The organism is Streptomyces sp. DSM 40750, assembly GCF_024612035.1.
In the GTDB taxonomy this organism is placed as follows: Bacteria; Actinomycetota; Actinomycetes; order Streptomycetales; family Streptomycetaceae; genus Streptomyces.
In genome coordinates this window covers 5,635,585-5,657,273 of sequence record NZ_CP102513.1, presented here as the reverse complement: position 1 = coordinate 5,657,273, position 21,689 = coordinate 5,635,585, and the positions used below count along the sequence as shown (strand labels likewise).

Sequence of the window (21,689 nt, the reverse complement as noted above, 5' to 3'; positions counted from 1 at the left end):
GCTGCTCGGGAGTCATCGGTTTCCGCCGAGATGTGGCGTTGATGACAGCCGCGGAACCGGCCCGCGAATCAATCCGGCGGCGCCGCGCGGGATTGATTTCCCTGATGAGAGGGGGGCGAGCAACAACGTGGGCGCTGTCAGCCTCGGTCACATCAGCCCGGACCCCGGACTCCCGGAGTTCCTGGATCCCCAGCACACCGAGTACCTGGAGAACAGCGCATGCCCCCTACCGACATCACGGCCCTCCCCGAACAGGGGGTACCTCAGCCACCGCCGTCACCGCCCCGTCGCCGCGCCCGCGAGGCCACCGTCGTATCGATCGTGACCACGGTCGTGCTGTCGATCTTCGCCACCCTGCTCGGCCCGCTGGGCGTCCTGCAGAGCGCGAGCGCGTCCGCGCCGGACAAGGACAGCGTCGCCCGCTGGAAGGTCGCCGACAGACAGAGCTACAAGACATTCATCGAGAGAATCAGCAGTGCGGTGAATGTCGAGAGAAACACCTCGGTTCCGGGCACCTCACGGCAGATCGCGCACACCAGGGGCCGCGCCGACACCAGCAGCTCCGACTACCTCCACGTCGATGACTTCATCAACGTCGATGTCGAGGAACAGCACGGCGACCGGTACGTGACGCTGCGGCTGCGCACCTCGGACATGTACCTCATGGGCTGGTGGGCCGGCGCTCGCGGCCAGGAGCAGTACCACGCCGTGGACGAGCAGCCTTCCCCGCCGGTCCGCGGCGACGGCGACGACAACGGCCTCGCGGCGGTGGAAGCACCGTTCGGGGGCAGCTACATCCAGCTCGAGAGGACGGTGGGTGAGCGCAACGACCGCACCCATCTCGACTGGAACCAGGGCACCTTCAACAACGCGGTGGACACGCTGATCCACGCCGACCACCGGAGCGATCGGGAGCAGGCCCGCGCCTTCCTGGTGATGGCCCAGGCCGTCTCGGAGGCGGCCCGCTTCCGGCCCATGGCCAATTTCATCGCCGCGTCCCAAGTGCCCCACGCCCACAACCAGCTCGACGGCCGCTACGTGTCGATGCAGAACCGGTGGAGCGAGTTCAGCGCGGACCTCAACAGCATGGAAGCGGGCCACACGAGCGTCGCGCCGGAGGAGGCCAAGTCGCAGTGGATCTGGCAGTACGTGCCCGACGCGGAGACGTTCGCGTGGAACCTCGTGTCCTTCACCACCGAGGCCACATACACGCACCTGCTCATGACTGTTCTCGGACCCACCAAATCCGGCAAGCCCAGGAGACACCTCGAGGACGACTTCACGCTGGTCGTCGCGCCCGATGGCTCCGGCCACTTCCGGACCGTGCAGGCTGCGATCGACGCGGTTCCCGTGGACGGTCACGCGTACACCATCCTCGTCAGGAAGGGCATCTACCACGAGGTGATCGACGTCCCGAAGGACAAGACCCACCTGACGATCAAGGGCGCCACCAACAACGCCGCGGACACCGTCATCTACAACTTCAGGGCTCATGGGACGCGCAAGCCCGACGGCACCATGTACGGCACCGGGGGCAGCGCCGTTGCCACCTTCAGGCCGGCCGACCTGACCGTCGAGAATCTCACGGTCATGAACACCTTCGACCCCAAGGCCCACCCGGAGATCGGCCCGTACGAGACCCAGGCCGTTGCGGTGGCCGCCCAGGGTGACCGGCAGGTGTACCGCAACGTCCGCATCCTCAGCCGTCAGGACACCCTGCTCGTCAAGGCGCCGAAGCCCACGGACCAGGTCCGGCAGTACTTCGTCAACTGCTTCATCACGGGCACGGTGGACTTCATCTTCGGTAACGCCACCGCGGTGATCGACCGGTCCAAAATCATGATGCGCAACTGGCCCGGCGGCACGATCCTGGCGCCGAACACCGACTACCGGAAGAAGTACGGCATCCTCATCACCGACACCGAGATCCACACCGACGGCGTGCCGGCGAAGACGATGTACTTCGGCCGGCCGTGGCGCAACACGCCGGATGCCTGGCCCCAGGCGGTGGTCCGTGACAGCGTGATCGAGCCGGGCGTCAATCCCAACCACCCCTGGACCGACATGACCCCCGACTATCGCTGGTCGTGGGCCCGGTTCAAGGAGTACAACAACTACGGCCTCGGATCCGGGGACGGGTTGGCGAACTCCCCGCAGATGACCGACGCCGAGGCCGCCGACTACACCGCCCAGAAGTACCTGGCCGGCACCGACGGCTGGAACCCGGTCCGATGACCGCGGCCGAGGCGACAGGCACACAGCCCACCGGCAGCACCCCCGCACTCACGGCGAGGTGAACCACGGTGGGGCCGGGACAGCACGACTGTCCCGGCCCCACCGCTGGGCTGGACATGGCTGATCGCGGTACGTGCCCAGGAGCCCAGCTTCTGCTCACGCCTTGCGCCGCCAGGCGCTGAGCAGTTCCTCGGGGCCGTACGCCGCCTGAAGCCCGGTACGGCCGGCACCGTTGCGAGAGACCGCCACGCGAGGCATGGGCTCGTCGGTGATCGCCGCACGGTGCTTCCGCAACGCGGCCAGATCGTGGTTGTCGAACGCGGAGTTCTCCAGCACTTGACCGAGCCGAGAAAGGGCAACTGCTTGGCCATCGGCCGCCGGTCGGCGCCCACAAGATCGGTCTCGACATCGTTGCTGCGGGTCCAGTACCCGCAGATGGCCAAAGTGGCGGGAAGGAGCCCGTCCGGCAGCGGGGTCCTTGCCGCGCGAGGCGCTCTGGACGAGGGCGGCGAGATAGGCCGGACCGCCTATCTCGCCGAGCTTTTTGCGCTTGACCAGTTCTGCGGCGACGGTCATCGGGTCGGCCGGTTCGGAGCGGGCGGACAGGTCGCAGATGACCTGATAGATCAGTTCGTGAACCGGTCGGTAGAAGTCGCTGCCGCAGATGATCTCCACCGCTTCCGCGATGGTGCCCTTCGACGCCATCATTGCGCCCAACAGCGACTTCTCAGCCGCCAAGTCATGCCGTGCTCTGCGCGCCTTCCCCCAGCACAGACTCGGCGGCGTACTGCTTCCCGCCGTACACCGGTCGGTCTAGCCAAGAGGCGACTTGAACGCCGATGCGCGACCATCTGAGAACGAGCCGAACATGCTGAAACTTTCACAGCAGAATGAAACAAAAAAGTTCTGCAGTAAACGATCATATATGATCTATGGAGGCGGATATGGCTCCATCCGGAGCGCACAATACCCACCCGCCGGATCGCACTGAGTTTGCTCCCGTTAGCCACCTCGAAGACATTCGTAACCTGCTCGGTTTGCTTCTTGCGGGATTCGCGGGAGCTGTCAACATTGTCGGTCTCCGTAACGCAGAAATCACGACACTCCTGCGCAATCAGGGGATCCTGATAGGGCTCGCGGGAGTTCTATTGCTAGCCGCCCTGGGCTCCGCAATCGCCAGCGTATTTGTCTCTAATCGCTCTCGAATACCACTATTGATCGCCGGGGCTACAGTAGCCGCCACATTGGCTGTCGCTGCATTCTCCATCTATGCAATCAAGATACCAAAGAGCCCTACATGGACTCGGGCTTGGATCCTAGGGGTCGGGATCTTCTTCGCGACGGCCACCGTTGCTGGAATCTTTGTGTGGCTATTCAAACGCCCGAGAAACCCGAACATCTCTCTGCAGTTGACGCTGCTCCTCGCCTCGGCAGTACTAATCTCCAGCGCCACCTCCGCCTTTATCCGAATCGAAGCCAAGAATCAAGCTGTCACTTCGCTACCCCAGCTGGATGCTGCCACGGAATACCATGGCAGTGAGGGAGTGATATCCCTAAAGATCTCCGCCGCGAAGCTGCGTGACACCGAGTGGATTTATTTCACCATCCTCGGGGTTCCTCATGGAATCGATTATGATAGTCAGCATCCTTGCCTAGACAGTCCAGATAAATGTGAATACATTGCAGATGGAGACGTAAACCCTAATTCAGTGGGCGCTGTCGAAAAAAATCTCAAGATTCCGTTCTCGCCGCTCGCTCATCGGCATCTTGAAATCAGAGTGACTATGTGCGAATCGATGCAGAAAGGGGATGATTGTGATCTCGAAATGGCAGAGAAGGTTACCAGCCTGGACATCAGAATCACCCGTCCACAGCCATAAGGCTCCGGTCAGTGCTTGAGCTGGCTCACCACTGGCAGAACGCCACGGCAGCATCGTCGCACGCCTTGTAGCGCGGCCACCGCCGTCCAGTCGGGTCCGTGGCTTCGACCTTCCGGACGGTATCGATTAGCTCTCGTGGCCCCCCGGTCCGGAGCCTCGTGAGATGCCCGGCACACCGCGGCCACAGTCCTGCTCATCCTCGGCGTTCCGGAACGGGTCGTGATGCAGATCATGGGGTGGTCATCCACCGCGATGGCGGCCCGCTACCAGCACGTGACGGGAGGGATCCTGGCCGACGTGGCGCAGCGGCCCGGAGGGCTCCGCAAAATCACGTTGAGACTGTAGATGAGACTGCAACCGTCGAAGGGCCCCACCGCGAACGGTGGGGCCCTTCGACATCGTGCCCGGTGAGGCACTGGCGGAGGATACGAGATTCGAACTCGTGAGGGGTTGCCCCCAACACGCTTTCCAATCAGGTTACCTAGAAGCTGCGACACACCCACTGTGACCAGGGGCAACGCCCTAGTCAAGCGGTTCTCGTGAAGTCAAGGCGTGTTGCGTAGCCATGTGCGCCCCCGACTCTCCTGCCTTCCTGGTGTCGGCTGGCCGTGTTGCCAGCCGTACCCGTGGGCACCCAAAGCCCTGCGTGCCCGTCTCCCGGCCTGCCAGCTACGTCCTGGGGTGATGGCCTAGGGGTGGGGTGCGAGGCCGCTAGAAGGGCACTGAGGGGCGTACAGGAGGGTAAAGCCCTGAGCGGGGAGAGAGTGGCAGGCAGGCAAGGTGAATGGTCGAGGAATGCTCAGCCCATATGTGAATGCAGGCAGACACCCATTAGGTAATGCACTGCCTCCCGGTCCGGCTTTCCTCTCGACTTCCCAGCTCATTCCTCCCTGCATTCCTGGGTGAATTCAACCCGGTAATCCCAAGGTATTCTCACGTGTGGGCGAATCGGGGCAGACTGACCCGGGGGTATTAAACTGGGGGCGTGTAGGTGTAGGTGAGACCCCTTAAAAATGTGCCATAGAACTTTACATGCAAGGGACTCCCGCACATGCCCACTTACCCCCGAAGGCGTCTCTGTGCTCGCCCGCTAGGTGCAGAGGCATAGTCCCCAACGCTCTGTAGCAGGAAATAACACAGAGCAAGCAGGAGCTATCTGCATCTAACCCTGTGTTTCTCTGTGATACGCCCTACTTTCTCCGCGCTGTACAGAGAAGGGCCGGGACTTCCCCGGCCCCTCACCTGCGCTTACTGCTCCGGCCTACGGTTGTACCTGTCCAAGGTGGCCTTATTGGTGGAGGCATCCTTGAACTCCAGAGACCACGGACCTGTGTTGATGTCGAACTCCTTGCCGAAGCCGACCCACTTACCGGCCATGCGCCTACCGGTCGGCTCAATAAGCAACTGGATAGCACCATGATAACGAGCCCCGGCGTAGTAGCCATCCGTGGCAGTTTCCTCGACCCACGTTCCGGTAACCACATTCCCGTCAACCGTCAGATCCATAGTCAGAGGAGAGTTCGGATTGAAGGAGGCATCGGGCAGGGAACGGACTGTGAGCTTGTTCCCGTGCTGGAGTAGGACGACGTAGTGAAGCCCTGTGAATGTCTCGTCACGACCGCTGGAGAAGAACTCGTAACGGCTCAGCCAGATACCCGAGTAGTTCCCGTTAGGCTTCCTGGATTCTGTCTGGGCTGTTGGTGTAGTAGAGCTTGGGGCTGTTGTCGACGACGGCTCTAGGTCGTGGCCTCCCTGCCCATCCTCAGAGACTCGGGCCATGGGAACCGGGAACTGAAACCCAAGGGACCCAATGGGGAGTCCTGTCACAGCCTCCAGGGCCCTTGCGTAGACCGGTCGAGGGTTGGTCACGTCGCCGGACTCCCAGCGCTGTACGAGCCTCTTGCTGGCCCCGTTGGGTTCCCCCGCCCTCACCCCTGCCTCTCGTAGTTGTCGTGCTAGATCGTCTTGGCTCAAGAGCAAGCCCAACCGGACTGCTCGCAACGTGCTGTTCGGTGTGCTCATACCGATCACGGTAGACCTCCGACGCCTGCAATGACACCGGATTGACGCCCCTTGTGTCGCCGGAATGACGTCTTGACTGTCGTCGTGGGCTCGGGTTTCGGTCCGTCACCCTCTGTTCACCGGACGGAGCGAAGGGGCTGGGATGGCAGACGAGACAGCAGACGAGACCGGAGCACCACCCCTGGCGACCCTGCGCATCGGTGTGTACCGAGTGAACGGGGAGACCGGAGAGGAAACATGGGTGAAGCCTCCTCGGGTGGTAGAGGCAGGTGCTCCACTCCTGACATCCGTATGGCCTCCCTGCTGCTGCTATAGGTGCAGGAGTAAGCGGGGTGGATAGCACTCAGGACGTATGTCCTGGTGCGTTTGCGAGGGACGCATGTCCCGTCGCTAGGGGAGCTGACATAGGAAGGGGCCGGGAGTGATCCCGGCCCTCCTTGTCCTGGCCCTCGTTTATTGAGCCTGCGCCTTCCGGCACTCCTGACGCACCACCTGAAGGATGTGGAGCGGCTCTAGTTGGTTCGCCTGTTCTTGAGCAGAACTGCGGTCAACTTCGCTCCGTGTCTCATCTATCGCGATGGCCATTTGCTTAGCCCACTCCTGGCTATCGGTGATCGCATTTGAGAGTCTGTCCCATCGGGGATCTGTGCGGGCAGCTTTGGCGACCGCGTTTACAGTGTTGTCCATCCTGTCGGCAAGGTCCGCCAACTCTTTTGAAGTCGTAGCTCCATCATCGTCCGAGTCATCCCCGGACTCGCTATCGCCGATTCCAAGATTTGTGCACGCCTGTCGGACATCACGTAGAGCCTCGTTCTCCTGGCTCGGTGTGCACGCAATAGCAGCAACGCCCACCACCGCCAACAGGGCAACTGAATGAATCCTCATCCCCCACCTCTCACGTACTTTCCACTCGGGTGAAGGGAGTATAGCCACACTGTCACGCTGCCATCTCTAGCTCGGCCTTCATCTTCTTGTACTGGGTGTAAACGTACGAGAGGCTGACTCCCAGTTCCTCAGCCACTTCACCAGCCTTCTTCCCCGCCAGGAATCCATCCTTAATGGCCTGCTGGTTCTTGGTGAGCGGAGCAGTAGTGGAGTCCTTCACTACAGTCTTCTTCTTCGAGACTGCCTTAGTGACAGTGAACTCCTGTACCTGGTCAGTAAGACTCAACTCCACTTCCTTGAACTTCCTCCGGTAGATGGGTGCTACTTCACTGGCACAGATCAGAATCACAGGAGCGATGGAGTGGACTGCAATACCAACCCAGTCCCTGTGAGCTATTGAACTCCAGGTGTTCAGGAACAGTGATGCCAGTCCAGTGATGTACCTGAATGCTGTAGCCCACTTACCAGACTCCATACCGTGTCTACTCAGAATGGAGTCAGCAGAGAGGGAGAGGACTAGAGCAGCATCAACCAGGACCGGGAGTAGCCACCCGGTCCACTTCCATTGGCTGTGCTCTGAGACGAATGGAGCACCAGTCATCAAGCTGAAGAGAATGGCTCCTGCTGCTATCAACCACAGCATGGAGTCAACTACTCTTCTGGTCCTCGTGATGGACTTCAGTTCACTGGTGGTCTTGGTGTGGACAGTGGTCTTGCTCAGTTCGGTGTACTTCATTGGTTAGTCTCCTTGGTGGTGGTGTATGCGCAATAGCACAACGAGCGATCCCGACAGGGATCAAGGTGGTGCAGGTGGCGCGACTGGTAATGCAGGTAAGGGTGTGACTCCTCCTCCGGTAGCCCGTCGGAGTCACCCCTGTAGCGGGGGAAAGGACTGAACACGAGGAGAGAGGCTGAGGGCCCTAGCCCGAAGACTCTCGTTCACTGGTGCTCATGAAGTAGGGGACTCCGGCAAGAGCCTTCGTCCCTGGAGCGGGGAGAGAGTGAGTGAGGGAGGCTGAGGCCCTAGCCGAAGACTCCCGTACAGCGGGGAGAAAGTGGAGGTGTGAGTAACAGCAGGAGTACTCAGGTGTGGGCTGGCAGCGATGCCAGCCCTGTAGCGGGGGAAGAGTGGAGAGGACTGGAGTAGCAATGAATCTCACCCTGTACGGCAGGACCGGGGTCGCCCCCGGCCTGCCTTACTAGTAGCTACTCATGATTGAGTGCCGAAGGGCCTTTGCCCGTAGGCGCCCTCTGCGGACCCTTGAAGTAGAAGTGGGTAGCTTGAAGGGGTCGGCAAGAGTCTCCCCCTTCTCTCCCCGCCTTCTTCTTCCCCCCGCTCCAAGCGCAGCGTAGGGCCCTTGCCCGGAGCTGTGCCTATTGAGTGTTCTCAGTTCCAGATAAGAGGTTGGGGGGTTCCTCCTCCTGCGGAGTCGTCGTCACCCCCTACTAGATGCCTCTTACTTAGGGCCATAAGTCGTGAGCCCGTGACGTGACCAGTTACCTCTTACTTAGGGCCATAAGTTCCATGGGTCACGGTCAACCCAGGACTCATACTCTTAGGGCCATAAGTTCCATGGGCTTGGGTGGGCACCGTTGCCTCTTACTTAGGGCCATAAGTCGTGAGACATCATCGGGCTACAGGTTCCTACTCTTAGGGCCATAAGTTCCCTGGCGTTTGGTGGTGACCGTTGCTCCTACTCTTAGGGCCATAAGTCGGGGAGACCTGGGGCTGACGCTGCCCCCTTACCTAGGGCCATAAGTTCCCAGGGCCCATGGCTGACTGCTGGCCACTCTCTTAGGGCCATAAGTCAGACCGTGACTTCCTCGTCGTACAGGTCTTCGTCACGCATCCATGTCCGGTCGGTGAAGTCCCCAACCTGGAGGTAGAACGTGGTCTTAGCTCCTCGCTTACTCCCGATGGTTTTGACCGTGAGCCAACCCGACTCGACCAGGGCCTGTACTCCTCGCTCTGTGTAGGACCGGAGATTCCCTGCACGGTTCTTCCTGCCAACCGCGTCAGCCAGGGAGCGCCAAGGGATAGTCACCTGAGAATCATCCCCACACAGTCGGGCTATCTGCTTGGCTGCCAGCATTCCGCTGAGGGGTACGTACTGAATGACGTCCCGATACCAGAGGTACGCCTGTCCAGTCGGAGGCATGTTCTCTGCGGCAAGGGGCTGCCCTCGCTTGGCCAGCAGTCGGCCGTGCTCCTTGATGCGGTCGGCGCAGCGGGCGAGAAATCCTGTGCCCTTCTCCTTGAACGGGACTCCGTCAGCTATCAGCGCGACAACGGACGCTTGTCCGGGAATCCCCTTGGGCCACTCCTTCGTAGCCTTAGTCGTGCCAGCCCATGTCACCCGCTTGAACTGTTCGGCAATCTTGCTGAGGTCTCCGGTGTAGATATCTTCGTAGCCGTAGCTCATACTCGTATCTCCATTCGTGGTGGTTGTTGATATCCATAGCCTTCGTCCAATCGACTCGGTGTTGTTGGGAGGCTGGTTGGTTTGGTTGTCTGGGTATCCATGGCAAGGGGCCGGTCATCCCGGCCCCCACCAAAGAGACTCAGTCAGTTATTCGGAAAGGCCGAGCCGGCTCGGGGTTCTCATTTCCCTCTAGCTATCCCACCCATAGCCGTGTAGGCCGTCGACTGGAATGCTCCTGGACACTGCTTCAGGTTGGGGTCTTGGTGCTTGCGTATCTCAATCCGGAAGTCAAACCCCTCACCGCAGTCAGAACAGATGAGCTTGCGTTCCCTATCCTTGAACCCTTCGGAGTACATAGCCTCACCTCTCAGTAGCTCAGGAACCGCTGTAGCTCGGCTATGTCATCTCCGCTCAAGGAATCCCAGGCGCTGTCTATGAGCACCTTCAGTACCGGCAGGGCTTCACCGCCCTGCCCCAGGTACTCATCCCAGAGTTCTGTGATCTGCTCATGCACTACCGTTCTCCTCCAGCTTCTCCAGCAGGTACAGGGCATTGCCTCGTGAGAGGTCGTCCAGCTTCTCGATATGAGCGGGGGTGAAGGTTCCTCGGTCCATAGCCACCAGCAGGACAGCAGCAAAGAACAGTGCCGTCTTACGTAGACCGATAGGCCGTACTCGATCGATGTTCTGGCGTATCTCCTCTCGCAACCCATCGTCTCCGTCATGGGCTATGAGCCTGTCGGGGGTAACCCATGCCCGGACGCTCAGGGATTCGAGCACGGTCAGGATTCCCGGAATGAGGTTGTGCTTACGTCGTCTCACTTCTCCCCGCCTCTCAGTTGCCTTCCATCAGGTTTCGTGCCAGTCGTTCGTACCGCTCCGCTGAGATGATGACCACTGCGTCGCGTCCGTACTTGGTGATGCGGATGGTTTCTCCTCCCTCTGCCCGCTGGATTAGCTGGGACAGGACTCCCTTAGCTTCCTTGCTTCCGATGCTTGACATCGCTTATCTCCTCGCTGTCTCGAATGGATGGGCCGGGCATGCCCGGCCCTGCTGTGTACTCACTCCCAGAAAGACTCAGCCTCAGACTCCCGAAGCTGTGCCATCTGCTCAACCACACCCCCGAACACCTCAGGGATAGGTGCGTCCTTCCGGTTGTGTCGCTTCTCAATCCATCCTTCATATCGGTCCGTGTTCACTTCAGAGTCAACGCCGAGTCCTTCAGCCCAGCGGAGTAGGACGGGGTCAGGATGGAATTCCTCCATGCGTCCGGGAACCTTGAGGCTGAACCATTTCTCATGGAACAGGTACTCTAGGGATTCACCGCCCTTGACGATTGCCAGCACGTGAACGGGAACACCCTGGTTCTTCTCTCGGCTCAGCCCCTGGAACCGCTCTAGCTCAGGGTTCTTAGTGGTGCCTATCTTGACCATGCCATTCGCCATGCGAACCATGTAGGTCCAGCCCTCGGTGTGATGGGTTATGGCACCGATGCTGTCCAGTTCCGCTATCACCTTCCTGGCCCGCTCCTTGCTCTTAGTGGCAAGCTGATAGCGGTGGTACTGACACATGATGAGATGCACTCCGCCAATCTCGTACGGCTGTCCTTCCTGGGTGCACTCGGTCTCTACGCACTGCATGTTGTTCGTGGTCATTGCTCGGTCTCCTTAGTGGTGTGGTGGGCCGGTCCGGGGATAACCCCCGGCCGTGCCCCATGCGCCTCCGTGTGGGCTTCTAACGGCCTATCCCTGTAGCCCTGATGTATCCGATAGCTACTCGGCCTCACGCTGCCTTAGAAAGGCGTACAGGCTTGTTTGTGGTCCACCTGTACGGACTCGCATCAATGTCCAGACGCAGACCCACGGATATCGGATGCTTGCACTGACCTCTAAGGCCGTAGTGCCTGCCTAGTTCCTCTCGGGTGTTGAACTCCTGACGGCAGGACACGCACTTGAATGCATCATCAGCGAGTCGGGTGTAATGACGCTTGGACATGGGTGATCTCCTTCGTGGTGACGGCAGGGCGTCTTAGCCCTGCCCGATAGGTGGGGACCTTGAGATAGAGCAATCCCCAGGCGGGAAGAAGGTGGGGACCTTCGGGCAAAAAGAGAGGCGAGGGGCAGAGCCCTCGGGAACTACGTGAACGGCGAGATGGCCGATGAAGAAGCCGGACAACATCAGGGTCTGTCGGGAGTTGCCTGGAGTCCGGTGAACTTCTTCATTACCCATTTTAGATCACGGCACTGACACCGGGTGGCCTCCCCCGTACCTTCGGGGTGGCCTCTGCATGGTGGGTACCTCTTGGCCAAATGAAAGAGCCCCGACCAACCAGAGTCAGTCAGGGCTCTAAGCGTCACCACAGAGGAGACCAGCCACCGTGCGAGGGAGCGTGCGTTTCACCCTCTACTTATAGAGTGACCCCTGACCTCGACCTTCAGGCAAGCCAGGATCTCGGTCGTTATCAACCTGTGATCTACCTGCACAGCTCCTGAGTGACGCCCTCTACCTATAGAGAGGGGTGCATCTTGAGTACTTCGACAAGCAAGATCATCGAACGTTACCGACTCGTTATCTGACACCAGCAGGAAAGGGCCCACTGGCGGCGTTGCCAGGGGCCCTCTCAAGGTCTAGCGGGGAGAGCTGGTCAGTACCGGTCTCCCAATGCGTGCACAGCGTCTACAGCCCTCTTGCTAGCCATGTCTGCCCCGTATCTCCTGAGCATGGCCGGAGACTTCCATCCACGCACAGCCATGATGTGTTCTCCCGAGACTCCAGCCGCTTTCAGGTCATCCGCCCAGGTGTGGCAGAACGAATGCGGGGAGACGGCAGCAGGGTCGTACCCAGCTTCCTCCGCCCACTTCTTCGTGAGTCGGTGCAGTCCGGCGTACAGAAGCTTGCTGCGGTTCCTCGTGCCCAGCCACAGCCAATCCGTCCTGTCGGCAAGCTTGTGTGTAGCTCTCGCCCTGAGCCAGCGAGACAGAGCCTTCACTGTCTTGGGCTGGATAGGAATGATCCTGCCGTCGACTGAGTTCCTGTCCATCTTGATGGGGATGACTACGAGGGTTCCCCCGGCAAGGTCGAGATCCTGAACCCTGAGATTCAGCAACTCATCAGACCTCAGACCCTCGGTGAGGACACGGATGATTGCGTGATCCCTCACCATCTGGAAGTCCTTGGTCTTGGGTGAGCCGTTGCCCGTCGCCTTCAGCATGTCGGACACGAAGTCAGTGCTCAGGGTCTTGGGCTTGCCCATGGGTGGAGTGGCGTATTTCTGAAGCTTCGGGTCTCGGTACGGGTCGGTCGTGTCGTACTCCTCGGACAGGTAGGAGAACAACGCCCTGAGATTCCGCTGAACCGTGTTGGTCCCACCTGTGTAACCACCCTTGCCGTCTTGAGACTTGGGTACATCGTGGGTCTGGTAGTACCAGCGGAAGAACCGGTTGAGCGTTCCTGTGTCGACGGCAGTGAAATCCCCTGCCGTCTTCTGTGCGGTGAGCCAGTGGTGAAGCTGAGTGGCTGCGTACTTGTAGGCGTTGATCGTGCGTCGCTGGAATGGCCTGCCCTGCCTGTTGGTGGTGGTGGACAGGTGAAGCTCTAGCTCACTGATCTGCGCCAGCCGAGCATCCTCGGCACCCTTCACAGCCCTGACTACTCGGGGAGCGGGGAGAGAGGGGGAGGCAGGGTCAACCCCTGCCGACCGCTGCTGTGTTCTGAGGGGGCTTTTCCTGGCTGCTGTGGTCACGGTGACTGACTCCTGTGTCCGTCCCGCTAGACAAGTGCCTGTCACCCAAGCGTCTTGCGTAGCGGGGTCTGGATGGTCAGTCGCAGCACCAACGAGAGAGGGGTCCAACCTGCTAAGTCGCAGGTCAGACCCCATCTGGCGGAGGATACGAGATTCGAACTCGTGAGGGGTTGCCCCCAACACGCTTTCCAACTGTGGTGGTGCCTCGCGGGTCCGCGTACAGGGCTGTTCACCTGCGTTCATGGCCAGCCGGTCGCCGGAGCGGCTACGGGCTTCGGTCCCGTTTGAACGGCCGTGAACGGCGCTGAATGAGACGGAAACTGAGACGGGCCCGTCTTGCTGAGCTGCATCGAGGGCGGGCTTCTTCCGCGCAGGCACGCTCCGGAGCGGCAATCAGGCGTGGAACTGGTTGTGGGTTGGCCTCAGTGAGCGTCGGACGGCCCAGGGATGCCCCAGTATCAACGTCTGATGCCCCGTTTCTGGAGCCTCGTCGATCACCAGCTGGCATGCTTACGGTGTGTTTGCATCGACACTTGCCGCGCATGCAGCTCAGTCGTCCGCGTTGCCGGCGGCTGCGGTTGTAGCAGGGTGCGCCCTGGTCTTCACTGTGGCTTCGTTCTGGTGGCTGAACGCCCGCCAGGGCCGGTTGAAGTCATACGAGCCCCACTCCTTCGCCGGAGCAGCCACTCAGCAGCTGACGCTCATACGCCTACCTCTGGTGCTCTACAACACCGGACCCAAGCCGATCATCGTTCAGAACCTCCAGCTTCGGTTCCCCGATGAGCCCGATTCGCTCCTCCCCCTGCCCTGGCGCAATTCATGGCCGCAGCTGAGGCCTGTAAGTGAGGACAGTGCGGCGATGCCTGCGGTTTTCGCCGTCGACGGTAGAAAGGCCGAACAACGGTTCATCGAGTTCGGAGCACCATTCCCCGGCTTCATTCCGCAACCCAGGGACTACACCGTCACGCTGGAAGTCATGTTGGGACACCGCAAGCGTTGGCAGCCTTTCCTGACCTTCACGCTACACGCGGGCAACATGATTAGCCCCAGCCAGTACATCACATACAGCAACTCGCCTCGCGACCTGACGGAGGCAGACCGAGAAAAGGCCAACGCCGCTCTAGAGGCTCTAGCTGCCAAACTCGCCGAACAACAATCTATGCGAGGTAAGAACACCAACGCGCCAGAGTAAGCAGGCATCAAATGTGCAGACGTTCATGAACACCTCTCCAGCGAAGAACTTCCAAATTCTACTAGAACGCATCAGCCTGAGCGCGTCCGAGAGAACTGCGGCACTAAGCAGGGCCGAATCGGTCCGCGAGAATCTTGATAGATATTCGCTGGTGCGATATTCCTTCATCACGGGTTCCATGGCGCGATCTACGGCAATTCAGACATTTTCAGATATCGACATCCTCGCCGTAATTAAGGATGTGCCTGGTATGTCCGAAGATTCGGTTCTGGCGATTAGCGCAATCTCCGATTTTTTGTCGCGCACATTCGTGGAAGTTCAAAATTTCGATAGCGCGATTCACATCGCATTCCCTAGAGGTCCAGGAGTCGACGTAGTTCCTGCACTGCATGCGGGGAACAACTCGTCTGGCCATGAACTATATAAAATTCCAACTGAACAGCGAGCTTGGCTTGACTATGTGCCCGAGGAGCAAAATCGGCAGATTAAGCAGCTCACTCGAAAGCTCGGTGATGGATTTAAGCAAGCAATTCACCTAACTAAATGGTGGAGCCGAACGCACGGCAGCCCGCTCCCGTCCTACGAAATCGAAGAATTTGCTAGCAGTATTGCACAAGGCTGGAAACATATTCACCCACCCGCCGAGGCGCTCGCCGCCATTTTGGAAGAGGCGGCTAGGCATGCCCCCAAGAAGTTGAAAGATCATCAATGTCGCGTCGTTCGAGAAGCATCCCTGATTGCGCAAGAAGCACTTGAGCGTGCTGCACAAGGCGACGTGGCCGGATCCATTGCATGTTGGAGGTGCTTGCTCGGTGAGAAATTCCCAGCTGTCATCTTCTGAAATCATCGCCCTGGCAAATAGTCGGCTAGAGAAGGCAGGGGATCTATATAGAAGAAGCAGATGGCTTCAGGTTGCGACCTTCCTGTTTAGCGTTGCATCCATCTTCATTGCGAATCCGTACACCTACATTCCAGCCCTACTTGCTCTCGGTGTTCAGATTTACTCGTGGTCAGTACGTCGGAGTGCAGGGAGTCGCCACAATGAGGGGGAGGAAGGTCGAACAAGGGGACTGTTGTTGGATGCACTAGGGTCAGCTGAGGAACGAGTCGACCTAAACAATTGGCTGATTCGGGTTTCTCCTCGCCAGGGAGATAGCCCCCCACCCCCGGTTCCGCCGGACTATTTCGCCAGCACGGCACCCGTTGGAATGCGTCGCCTCTGTGATCACCTTCAGGAGAACGCGTTCTGGAATAAATTCATGTATAAGGAGGCTGCCGACTATTACGGAAAGATCCTTTGGGTATTTGTGATCGTAGCTATAGCTGCCGTGCTTGTTGCGATCCCTCTCGCCTCAGACGGGCAAAATTTGATCTTGGCTCGCCTAATCGTAGTCGCACTTGCTTCCGGTGCCGCCTTCACGCAGTGGTCGGAAGTCTCGGCCTGGCGTTCGGCTGAAACGAAGAGCGAACTACTGGACCGACGCTTGGAAGCACTGTCGGATTGCTCAGAAGAAGAGCTAAGGTCAGGTCGAATTGGCGCCCTACTATCGGCATATGGGGACTATTGCGTGGCCACGTCGGGAGCACCACCCACTCCAACCTGGTTGTACAAACGCCATGGAGCCCACGTAAACCAACTCTGGACACGAAGAGCGGCCACATGACCGGGCGCCGGCGTGCTCTGTGAGCCCAGGACATGTGGTTGAGCTCTCAGCTTGGGAAGCTGCTGCCTGCGTCGGCCGGCGCGCTGTAGACCCGTAGCACCGGCCCGTCGTGGAGGGGGCCAGCCCGTTCGAGCCGGGCCAGGCGGGCTGACATCTGCTCGGCGGTCCAGTGGCGTTTCGTTTGTGCCGCTCCGACGAAAGCCAGCCACGACGGCGGGTGCGCCGACCGATCAGGTGCGCGTGTGTCTCGATGTACCCCCACTGGCCTCAGCCACGTTGCTTCTTGTCGGTGGCTGGCGGGTCGCTGAATGCCGCTCGCTCAGTACAGCCACAACTGATCACCGGCGGCCGTGACCTGCGGCCGTCTAATCGATCAACGCCCTGACCTGCTGCTGAGCTGTCGGCAGTTGTCGACGTTGGTCACCATTGAGCGCCCTTCCACGGCCCGAGTACGGCCCGGGAGGGCGCTCGTGTGTGAGCACCGCATTAGGAGTTCGATCTGAGCCCGGCGTGGTGGGGACTCGCCTCGCGCACTGGCGCCGTACATGGCCGCTGGTTGTCGCCGCCGGCCGTGCTCGTTGATGTCAACGTTGGATGTCAGCGGAACAGCCCTGGGACCGGGCAGACCTCCAATGGTTCATCCGGCCGGTCTGCCCAGCTCCACCAGATATGCCGATCGGCACACCGCCACAGCGACCGGCAGGTCCGCCGGCCGTCGTCCTCCCGTTCGGTGAGCAGCAGGCCACCAGACTTCATGGGCTGGCTGCATGCAGGACAGGTCGGGGCCTCGTTGATCATGCGGCGCACCCTAACGGAGCGACCTCTTCGTCCCGAAGCAACTTGGGTGAGGCCCCTACCTCGGGCTGGTGTGTCCGCTACCTGCGCTGAAGGTCCGCAGGCCTCCGTGCTTGTCCGCCGCTGTACGTCGGCGTTGTCACGCAGTTAGACACTCACCGCAGCGGCCCTCTTCAAGTGGGCTCAGCCACACTGCTCGCTGTATCGGGGGCGTCGGATGACGTGTTGGTTGCACCAGTTTCGTTCGATTCTGCTGTCGAAATGGCGAGTTGAGGTAGAGCAGATGCCAGGACGCTGGATTGCAACTCTCCGGACACTACAGCCTGGATCAGCACATCGTTCGCCTCGCGCGCCTTTTGTTGCCCTCGCATGATAAGCAGCCAAGCGCAGGGGATTAGCAGAAGCACTGCAAGGGTACTTTTGGCTGCGGCGGTGCTCACAAGTATCGAGGCGCTGAAGCCGACATTCACCCGAAGATCCGCCTCGGCGGCTGTGCGATCGTATGTGCCGTAAAGATCTATGTTCCCTGCCTGTAGGCGAATGGAAAGTTGATCGAGTTCGTCACCGAATCTTCCCATTGCGGAATTAAGGTCAACCGTCCTTCCTCCGGCGCTGCGGATGTGAATGGCGAGATCGATTAGGGCTGAACGTGAGGCGCGGGAGCCCCATTCTGGCCTCCTGACGGCGGTGAAGGACTCGTTCGGGAGAACGAGTGAGTCCAACCCTGCTGCGCCCCGGCTCGTTTCTGGTGTCTCTATCCATCTCAACATGCGAGGGTCGTCGAGTTGGCCGCTCAAAGGATTGCCCAGAATTTTCTGGATCAAGCTCCACTGCCATTCGGAGAATCTGAACCAGTGAACGATGGAACGCGCTCGAACCTCAAGAAGGCAGCCGATTAGGTATGCGGCGAAACTGGCGGCGGCAAGCGTGACTGTCATGCCAACCATGCTGCTGAGCTCGTATAGGCTCTTCCATATCCCCTGGGCGCCCTTTTTCTTGGGGATGTACTCGAAGAAGCCAATCCAAAGGGTTATCATCCAAATGTATCCGGCGGCTAACGGGGCTCGAATTTCTCGGATTCCCGGCAGGAGATTCGCAAGCATGCAGTCATTTTGCATCGGACTGCGGGGTGCTCGGGCGGTTTTGAGCAACTGAGGTCGGCGGAGCGGCTTTGGGCTGGAGCTGCTTTGGGGCGAGTGATCATGGCCCCGTAAGCTCATGGCGAGTCGGGCAGTCAGTGGACCTGCCCGTAAAGCACGACGTTGGGGCCATGATCTTAGAGGCTCGCCCCAAAGTGGCTGCCTAAAGCCGTGGAGCCGACCGCCCCAGCCATAGAGGGTGTCTCCCACTTCATGCCCGCAGCCGCTGAGCGCGCCGCCGGGCGCGGCCAGCCGGGGCGCAGACAGGAGGCAGGCCGCGCCGCAGAGGCGGCGCGCGCCCGCGCCGTGCGCGGGCCTTGAACCAGTAGAGAAAGTTTGAATCATGGCCCGGCTGCTCTGTGGTGTAGAACCCTGAGCATGGGGAGTGAGCGGCGGGAGCAGATGCGGGCCCTTGGTGCGCGTCTTCGTGGGCTTCGGGCAGAGGCCGGTCTGACGGGTGCTGTGCTGGCGCAGCGTGCCGGGGTGGGGCAGCCGACCGTGTCCAAGGTCGAGACCGGGCGCATGGTTCCGAGCGTTGATGTGCTCGACCGGCTCTCGCGTGCCCTCGGCCTCGACGAGTTGACTGTTCGTGAGGTGCGTGAGTTGTTGGACGCGGTGATGGCCGCTCCGGGTACCGACCAATCGGCAGACAACATACCTCCGGCTGCCGGTAGCACCGTTGATGAAGAGGTTCGGTCCACGCAGCTGGTGAGGTCGTTCCAGTGCGTTGTGCTGCCCGCTCTGCTTCAGACTGCGGAGTACGCCCGGCACGTCTTCGTGAGTGCGCCGAAGTCGACGCCTGATGCCGTGGGTCGGGCTGTGGCTGCTCGCATCGAGCGGCAGAGCGTGCTGTACGAGCCGGGGCGGGAGTCGGTGTTCGTGCTGACGGAAGCCGTGTTGCGTACCTGGCCGGGGTCTCCGGCGCTCATGTTGGCCCAGCTCGACCGGCTGCTGGCTGTGGAGAGCTTGAGCACGGTGCGGCTCGGGGTCATCCCCTGGCGCCAACCGGTGCCGGTGCTGCCTCGCCACGGGTTCACCCTGTGCGACCGGCGTGCCGTCGTTGTCGAGGCCTTCGACAGTGAGCGCGTGTCGGCTGACTCAGCCGAACTGGCCGCCTTCGAGGAGACGTTCGCTCGCTTCGAGGGGGCTGCAGTCTTCGGCGACGAGGTGCGGGAACTGCTGTTGCGGGTGATGTCGGACTTCCGCAGTCTGGGAGACCTCCTCACTCGATAGAGGAATAATTCCTCAAGATGCCTGGCCCGTGACTGGTCATGGGAATACTCTGCCTTTGCGCTGTCTAGCCCCCTAGACGTAGAGTGAGGGATCTCCCATGCGAACCAAGTGGTGCCGTGCCTTTCCCGGCCTGGCCGAGGAGGTGGGCAATGCTCGACACTTCGTTGCTGCCCTGCTCGACGAGCAAGGACCGGTCGACGAAGCCGTCCTGGTCGTCAGCGAGCTTGCGACCAACGCTGTGCGGCACTCGTTGAGCGGCGCGGCCGGCGGCTGGTTCGTCGTGATCGTGGTCCTCGGCGGCGACAGCGACCTCGTGCGCATCGAGGTAGTTGACCTGGGTGGTGAACGCGAACCGCGCCTGTGTGACGTGTCGGACCAGGAGGAGGGCGGTCGCGGCCTGGCGCTGATCGCCGCGTGCGCCAAGGGCTGGGGCGTGAAGAACTGGCCCGACGGGCGGACCGTTTGGGCGGACCTGGTGCGGGAGAGCACGTGATCGCGTCTGCCTCGACGGCCGTCTCTGGTCGCCTTGTGGGCGGTGGCGGGTGAGCCCTCGGGGTGTGCCCGGCAGGCGGTCGCGCTTCTACGTGATCGGCGTAAGTACGGGACGCCGTCTCCCGCCCATTCCGTCTAGGGCCCTAGACTCCTGGTTAGTGCTAGGAGGTGAGGTCATGTCGGACGAGTTGCAGCGGATCATGGCGATCGATGATCCGTACCGGCTGTTGCGCGAGGTCACGACCCGGTTGGCCGATGCACAGCAGGAGGTGACCGAACTGGCTCGCCTCCGTCGACGGGTGGTTCAGGACCTGCACGCGCAAGGGCTGTCGTACGCGCAGATCGCCGAGAAGGCGGGCCTGAGCCGCGGGCGCATTCACCAGATCCGGCACACCGGCCCGGCGCCGGAAGGGGCCTTCCTCGGCCGGGGCTCCGTCGTCGTCGCCACTCCCCTGCGCCGTGATGACGAGGGCGGGCGAACGGTCGTCGCCATGGACGACGTCAGCTCCGGCAAGCGGCTGGAAGACCTCGCGCGGACGTACGGACTCGACGTCACCTCGGAGCATGTGTCGGTCGGCGGTGGGATCGACCTCAACCGAGACGGCCTCGTCGTCGTCTGTGGGCCGCGCATGTCCCAGGAGATGTGGGACACCTACGCGCAAGATCCCGTTCTGAGCTGGGAGCGCGCGGAAGACGGGCCCTGGACGGTGGTGGACCGACGTACCGGCACCGTGTACCGGTCGGGTCAGGACGGCGACCCGGCTCGGCCGTACGACGTCGGATACCTCGGCCGGCTGCCGCGCCCGGACGGTAACGGGTCGCTCCTCGCCATCGCCGGTATCCACACGCAAGGCTCCCTCGGCGTCGTGCAGCTGCTCGCCAACGACCTCAACACCCTGTGGGGCCAGATCGGTGACCGCCGGTTCTCCACCCTGGTCGGGGTCGAGTACGACCCGGAGACCAGCGAACCGCAGTCCGCCGAACTGCTCTGCCCGCTCTACCGGCACGACGAAGAGGCGACGGAGGCGACGGGGTGAGGTTCACCCTCGCCACGCTGCCCGCCGAGAACGACCGCGAGAACGAGGACTTCGCCGCTGCCGCTCCCGGTGCGGCTGTTGTCCTCGACGGCGCCGGCGTGGGTGGGGCCGAGACGGGCTGTACGCATGGCGTCGCCTGGTTCTCCGGAACTCTGGGCAGCCTGCTCCTGCGCAGCATCACCGCACATCCCGCTCAGCCGCTCGTTGACTGCCTGGCCGACTCGATCGGCCTCGTCCGGTCCCTGCACGAGGACAGTTGCGACCTCGCGTACCGGGCCAGCCCGACCAGTACGGTCGTTGCGGCGCGGATCGGCGGGGGAGTGCTGGAATACCTCGTCCTAGGTGACTCCTCCCTGCTGCTGGCCGACCAGGACGGCCGTACGACCGTGGTCACCGACCGGCGCCTGGACGAGGTCGGCAAGCGGCTGCGCGGGCCCGTCGACCAACTGCCCACCGGCTCACCGGAACACACGGCCGCGCTCGCCGGGTACCGGGATGCCCTGACCGGGCTCCGTAACCGGCCGGGCGGCTTCTGGATCGCCGGTCCCGATCCGCGGGCGGCCGAACACTCCCTGACGGGGGCCGTACCGCTGGATTCGCTGGCGTCCGTGACGCTGCTGAGCGATGGCGCGACGAGACTCGTCGACCGGTTCGAACTCGCCGACTGGCAAGAGGTGCTGTCCGTCCTCGACTCCTCGGGGCCAGATGAGCTGATCCGCTGTGTACGTGAAGCTGAGGCCGGCGACCCTGAGGGCCGACGCTGGCCGCGCGGGAAGGCTCGCGACGACGCGACCGCCCTTCACTGGGCGCTGGACTGACGTAATCCGCTCACGCGAGCAGTGAGGTCGCGACTTCTCGTATACCCCCCTAGACAGTTCAAGGGTTGGCGGTTACCTTAGCCGTACACCCCCCTAGACAGTTGGGAGGTGACTCCCCTTCATGCTGTCTAG

At 61.3% G+C, this 21,689-nt stretch carries 17 protein-coding genes and 3 pseudogenes; 9 read left to right on the top strand and 11 right to left on the bottom strand.

What is annotated here, in order from left to right:
- Positions 1–219 precede the first annotated feature (219 nt).
- Positions 220–2,235 (top strand): pectinesterase family protein, encoded by a 2,016-nt coding sequence (locus JIX55_RS25295; RefSeq protein WP_257565571.1) that lies wholly within the window; start codon positions 220–222, stop codon positions 2,233–2,235.
- A 156-nt stretch (positions 2,236–2,391) separates the two neighbouring features.
- Here JIX55_RS25295 and JIX55_RS25290 read toward each other — a convergent pair.
- A pseudogene (locus tag JIX55_RS25290) lies at positions 2,392–2,705 on the bottom strand (ATP-binding protein); the annotation flags it as partial.
- Between the two features lie 28 nt (positions 2,706–2,733).
- Positions 2,734–2,973 (bottom strand): annotated as a pseudogene (locus JIX55_RS25285) (DnaB-like helicase N-terminal domain-containing protein); the annotation flags it as partial.
- Between the two features lie 206 nt (positions 2,974–3,179).
- Between JIX55_RS25285 and JIX55_RS25280 the strand changes: the two are divergent.
- Both JIX55_RS25280 and JIX55_RS25275 read left to right on the top strand, forming a co-directional pair.
- On the top strand, positions 3,180–4,115 hold the full coding sequence (locus JIX55_RS25280; protein ID WP_257565570.1) for a hypothetical protein: 936 nt from the start codon (positions 3,180–3,182) through the stop codon (positions 4,113–4,115).
- Positions 4,116–4,277: 162 nt separating this feature from the next.
- Positions 4,278–4,460, top strand: a pseudogene (locus tag JIX55_RS25275) (tyrosine-type recombinase/integrase); the annotation flags it as partial.
- A gap of 903 nt (positions 4,461–5,363) precedes the next feature.
- Here JIX55_RS25275 and JIX55_RS25270 read toward each other — a convergent pair.
- The 8 genes from JIX55_RS25270 to JIX55_RS25235 form a co-directional block, all read right to left on the bottom strand.
- Positions 5,364–6,137 carry a helix-turn-helix domain-containing protein gene (locus JIX55_RS25270; protein ID WP_257565569.1) on the bottom strand — a complete coding sequence of 258 codons (774 nt, stop codon included), beginning with the start codon at positions 6,135–6,137 and terminating at the stop codon, positions 5,364–5,366.
- Between the two features lie 937 nt (positions 6,138–7,074).
- Entirely contained in the window at positions 7,075–7,758 is a 684-nt protein-coding gene (locus JIX55_RS25265; RefSeq protein WP_257565568.1) for a DUF2637 domain-containing protein, read from the bottom strand.
- A gap of 1,072 nt (positions 7,759–8,830) precedes the next feature.
- Positions 8,831–9,445, bottom strand: coding sequence for a hypothetical protein (locus JIX55_RS25260; protein ID WP_237310241.1), 615 nt, complete (start codon positions 9,443–9,445; stop codon positions 8,831–8,833).
- Between the two features lie 367 nt (positions 9,446–9,812).
- Entirely contained in the window at positions 9,813–9,959 is a 147-nt protein-coding gene (locus JIX55_RS25255; protein ID WP_257565567.1) for a hypothetical protein, read from the bottom strand.
- Positions 9,952–10,266 (bottom strand): hypothetical protein, encoded by a 315-nt coding sequence (locus JIX55_RS25250; protein ID WP_257565566.1) that lies wholly within the window; start codon positions 10,264–10,266, stop codon positions 9,952–9,954. The genes JIX55_RS25255 and JIX55_RS25250 overlap by 8 nt, the downstream gene beginning before the upstream one ends.
- 13 nt (positions 10,267–10,279) lie before the next feature.
- Positions 10,280–10,447 carry a type II toxin-antitoxin system Phd/YefM family antitoxin gene (locus JIX55_RS25245; RefSeq protein WP_257565565.1) on the bottom strand — a complete coding sequence of 56 codons (168 nt, stop codon included), beginning with the start codon at positions 10,445–10,447 and terminating at the stop codon, positions 10,280–10,282.
- Positions 10,448–10,506: 59 nt separating this feature from the next.
- Positions 10,507–11,100, bottom strand: coding sequence for a hypothetical protein (locus JIX55_RS25240; RefSeq protein WP_257565564.1), 594 nt, complete (start codon positions 11,098–11,100; stop codon positions 10,507–10,509).
- A gap of 989 nt (positions 11,101–12,089) precedes the next feature.
- The gene (locus tag JIX55_RS25235) at positions 12,090–13,187 is read right to left on the bottom strand and encodes a tyrosine-type recombinase/integrase (RefSeq protein ID WP_257565563.1); all 1,098 of its coding nucleotides are present in this window, start codon (positions 13,185–13,187) and stop codon (positions 12,090–12,092) included.
- Between the two features lie 718 nt (positions 13,188–13,905).
- Here JIX55_RS25235 and JIX55_RS25230 point away from each other — a divergent pair.
- Entirely contained in the window at positions 13,906–14,379 is a 474-nt protein-coding gene (locus tag JIX55_RS25230) for a hypothetical protein (RefSeq protein ID WP_257565561.1), read from the top strand.
- Positions 14,380–14,404: 25 nt separating this feature from the next.
- Positions 14,405–15,220, top strand: a complete 816-nt coding sequence (locus tag JIX55_RS25225; protein ID WP_257565560.1) for an SMODS domain-containing nucleotidyltransferase — start codon at positions 14,405–14,407, stop codon at positions 15,218–15,220.
- Positions 15,221–17,011: 1,791 nt separating this feature from the next.
- Here JIX55_RS25225 and JIX55_RS25220 read toward each other — a convergent pair.
- A complete protein-coding gene (locus JIX55_RS25220; RefSeq protein WP_257565559.1) occupies positions 17,012–17,941 on the bottom strand; it encodes a hypothetical protein in 930 nt (309 codons plus the stop codon).
- Positions 17,942–18,355: 414 nt separating this feature from the next.
- Between JIX55_RS25220 and JIX55_RS25215 the strand changes: the two genes are divergently transcribed.
- From JIX55_RS25215 to JIX55_RS25200, 4 genes are all read left to right on the top strand, one after another.
- On the top strand, positions 18,356–19,210 hold the full coding sequence (locus tag JIX55_RS25215) for a helix-turn-helix domain-containing protein (protein WP_257565558.1): 855 nt from the start codon (positions 18,356–18,358) through the stop codon (positions 19,208–19,210).
- A gap of 97 nt (positions 19,211–19,307) precedes the next feature.
- On the top strand, positions 19,308–19,703 hold the full coding sequence (locus tag JIX55_RS25210; RefSeq protein WP_257565557.1) for an ATP-binding protein: 396 nt from the start codon (positions 19,308–19,310) through the stop codon (positions 19,701–19,703).
- Between the two features lie 175 nt (positions 19,704–19,878).
- Positions 19,879–20,739, top strand: a complete 861-nt coding sequence (locus JIX55_RS25205; RefSeq protein WP_257565556.1) for a sigma factor-like helix-turn-helix DNA-binding protein — start codon at positions 19,879–19,881, stop codon at positions 20,737–20,739.
- Positions 20,736–21,557, top strand: coding sequence for a protein phosphatase 2C domain-containing protein (locus JIX55_RS25200; protein WP_257565555.1), 822 nt, complete (start codon positions 20,736–20,738; stop codon positions 21,555–21,557). The genes JIX55_RS25205 and JIX55_RS25200 overlap by 4 nt, the downstream gene beginning before the upstream one ends.
- Positions 21,558–21,689: the final 132 nt, after the last annotated feature.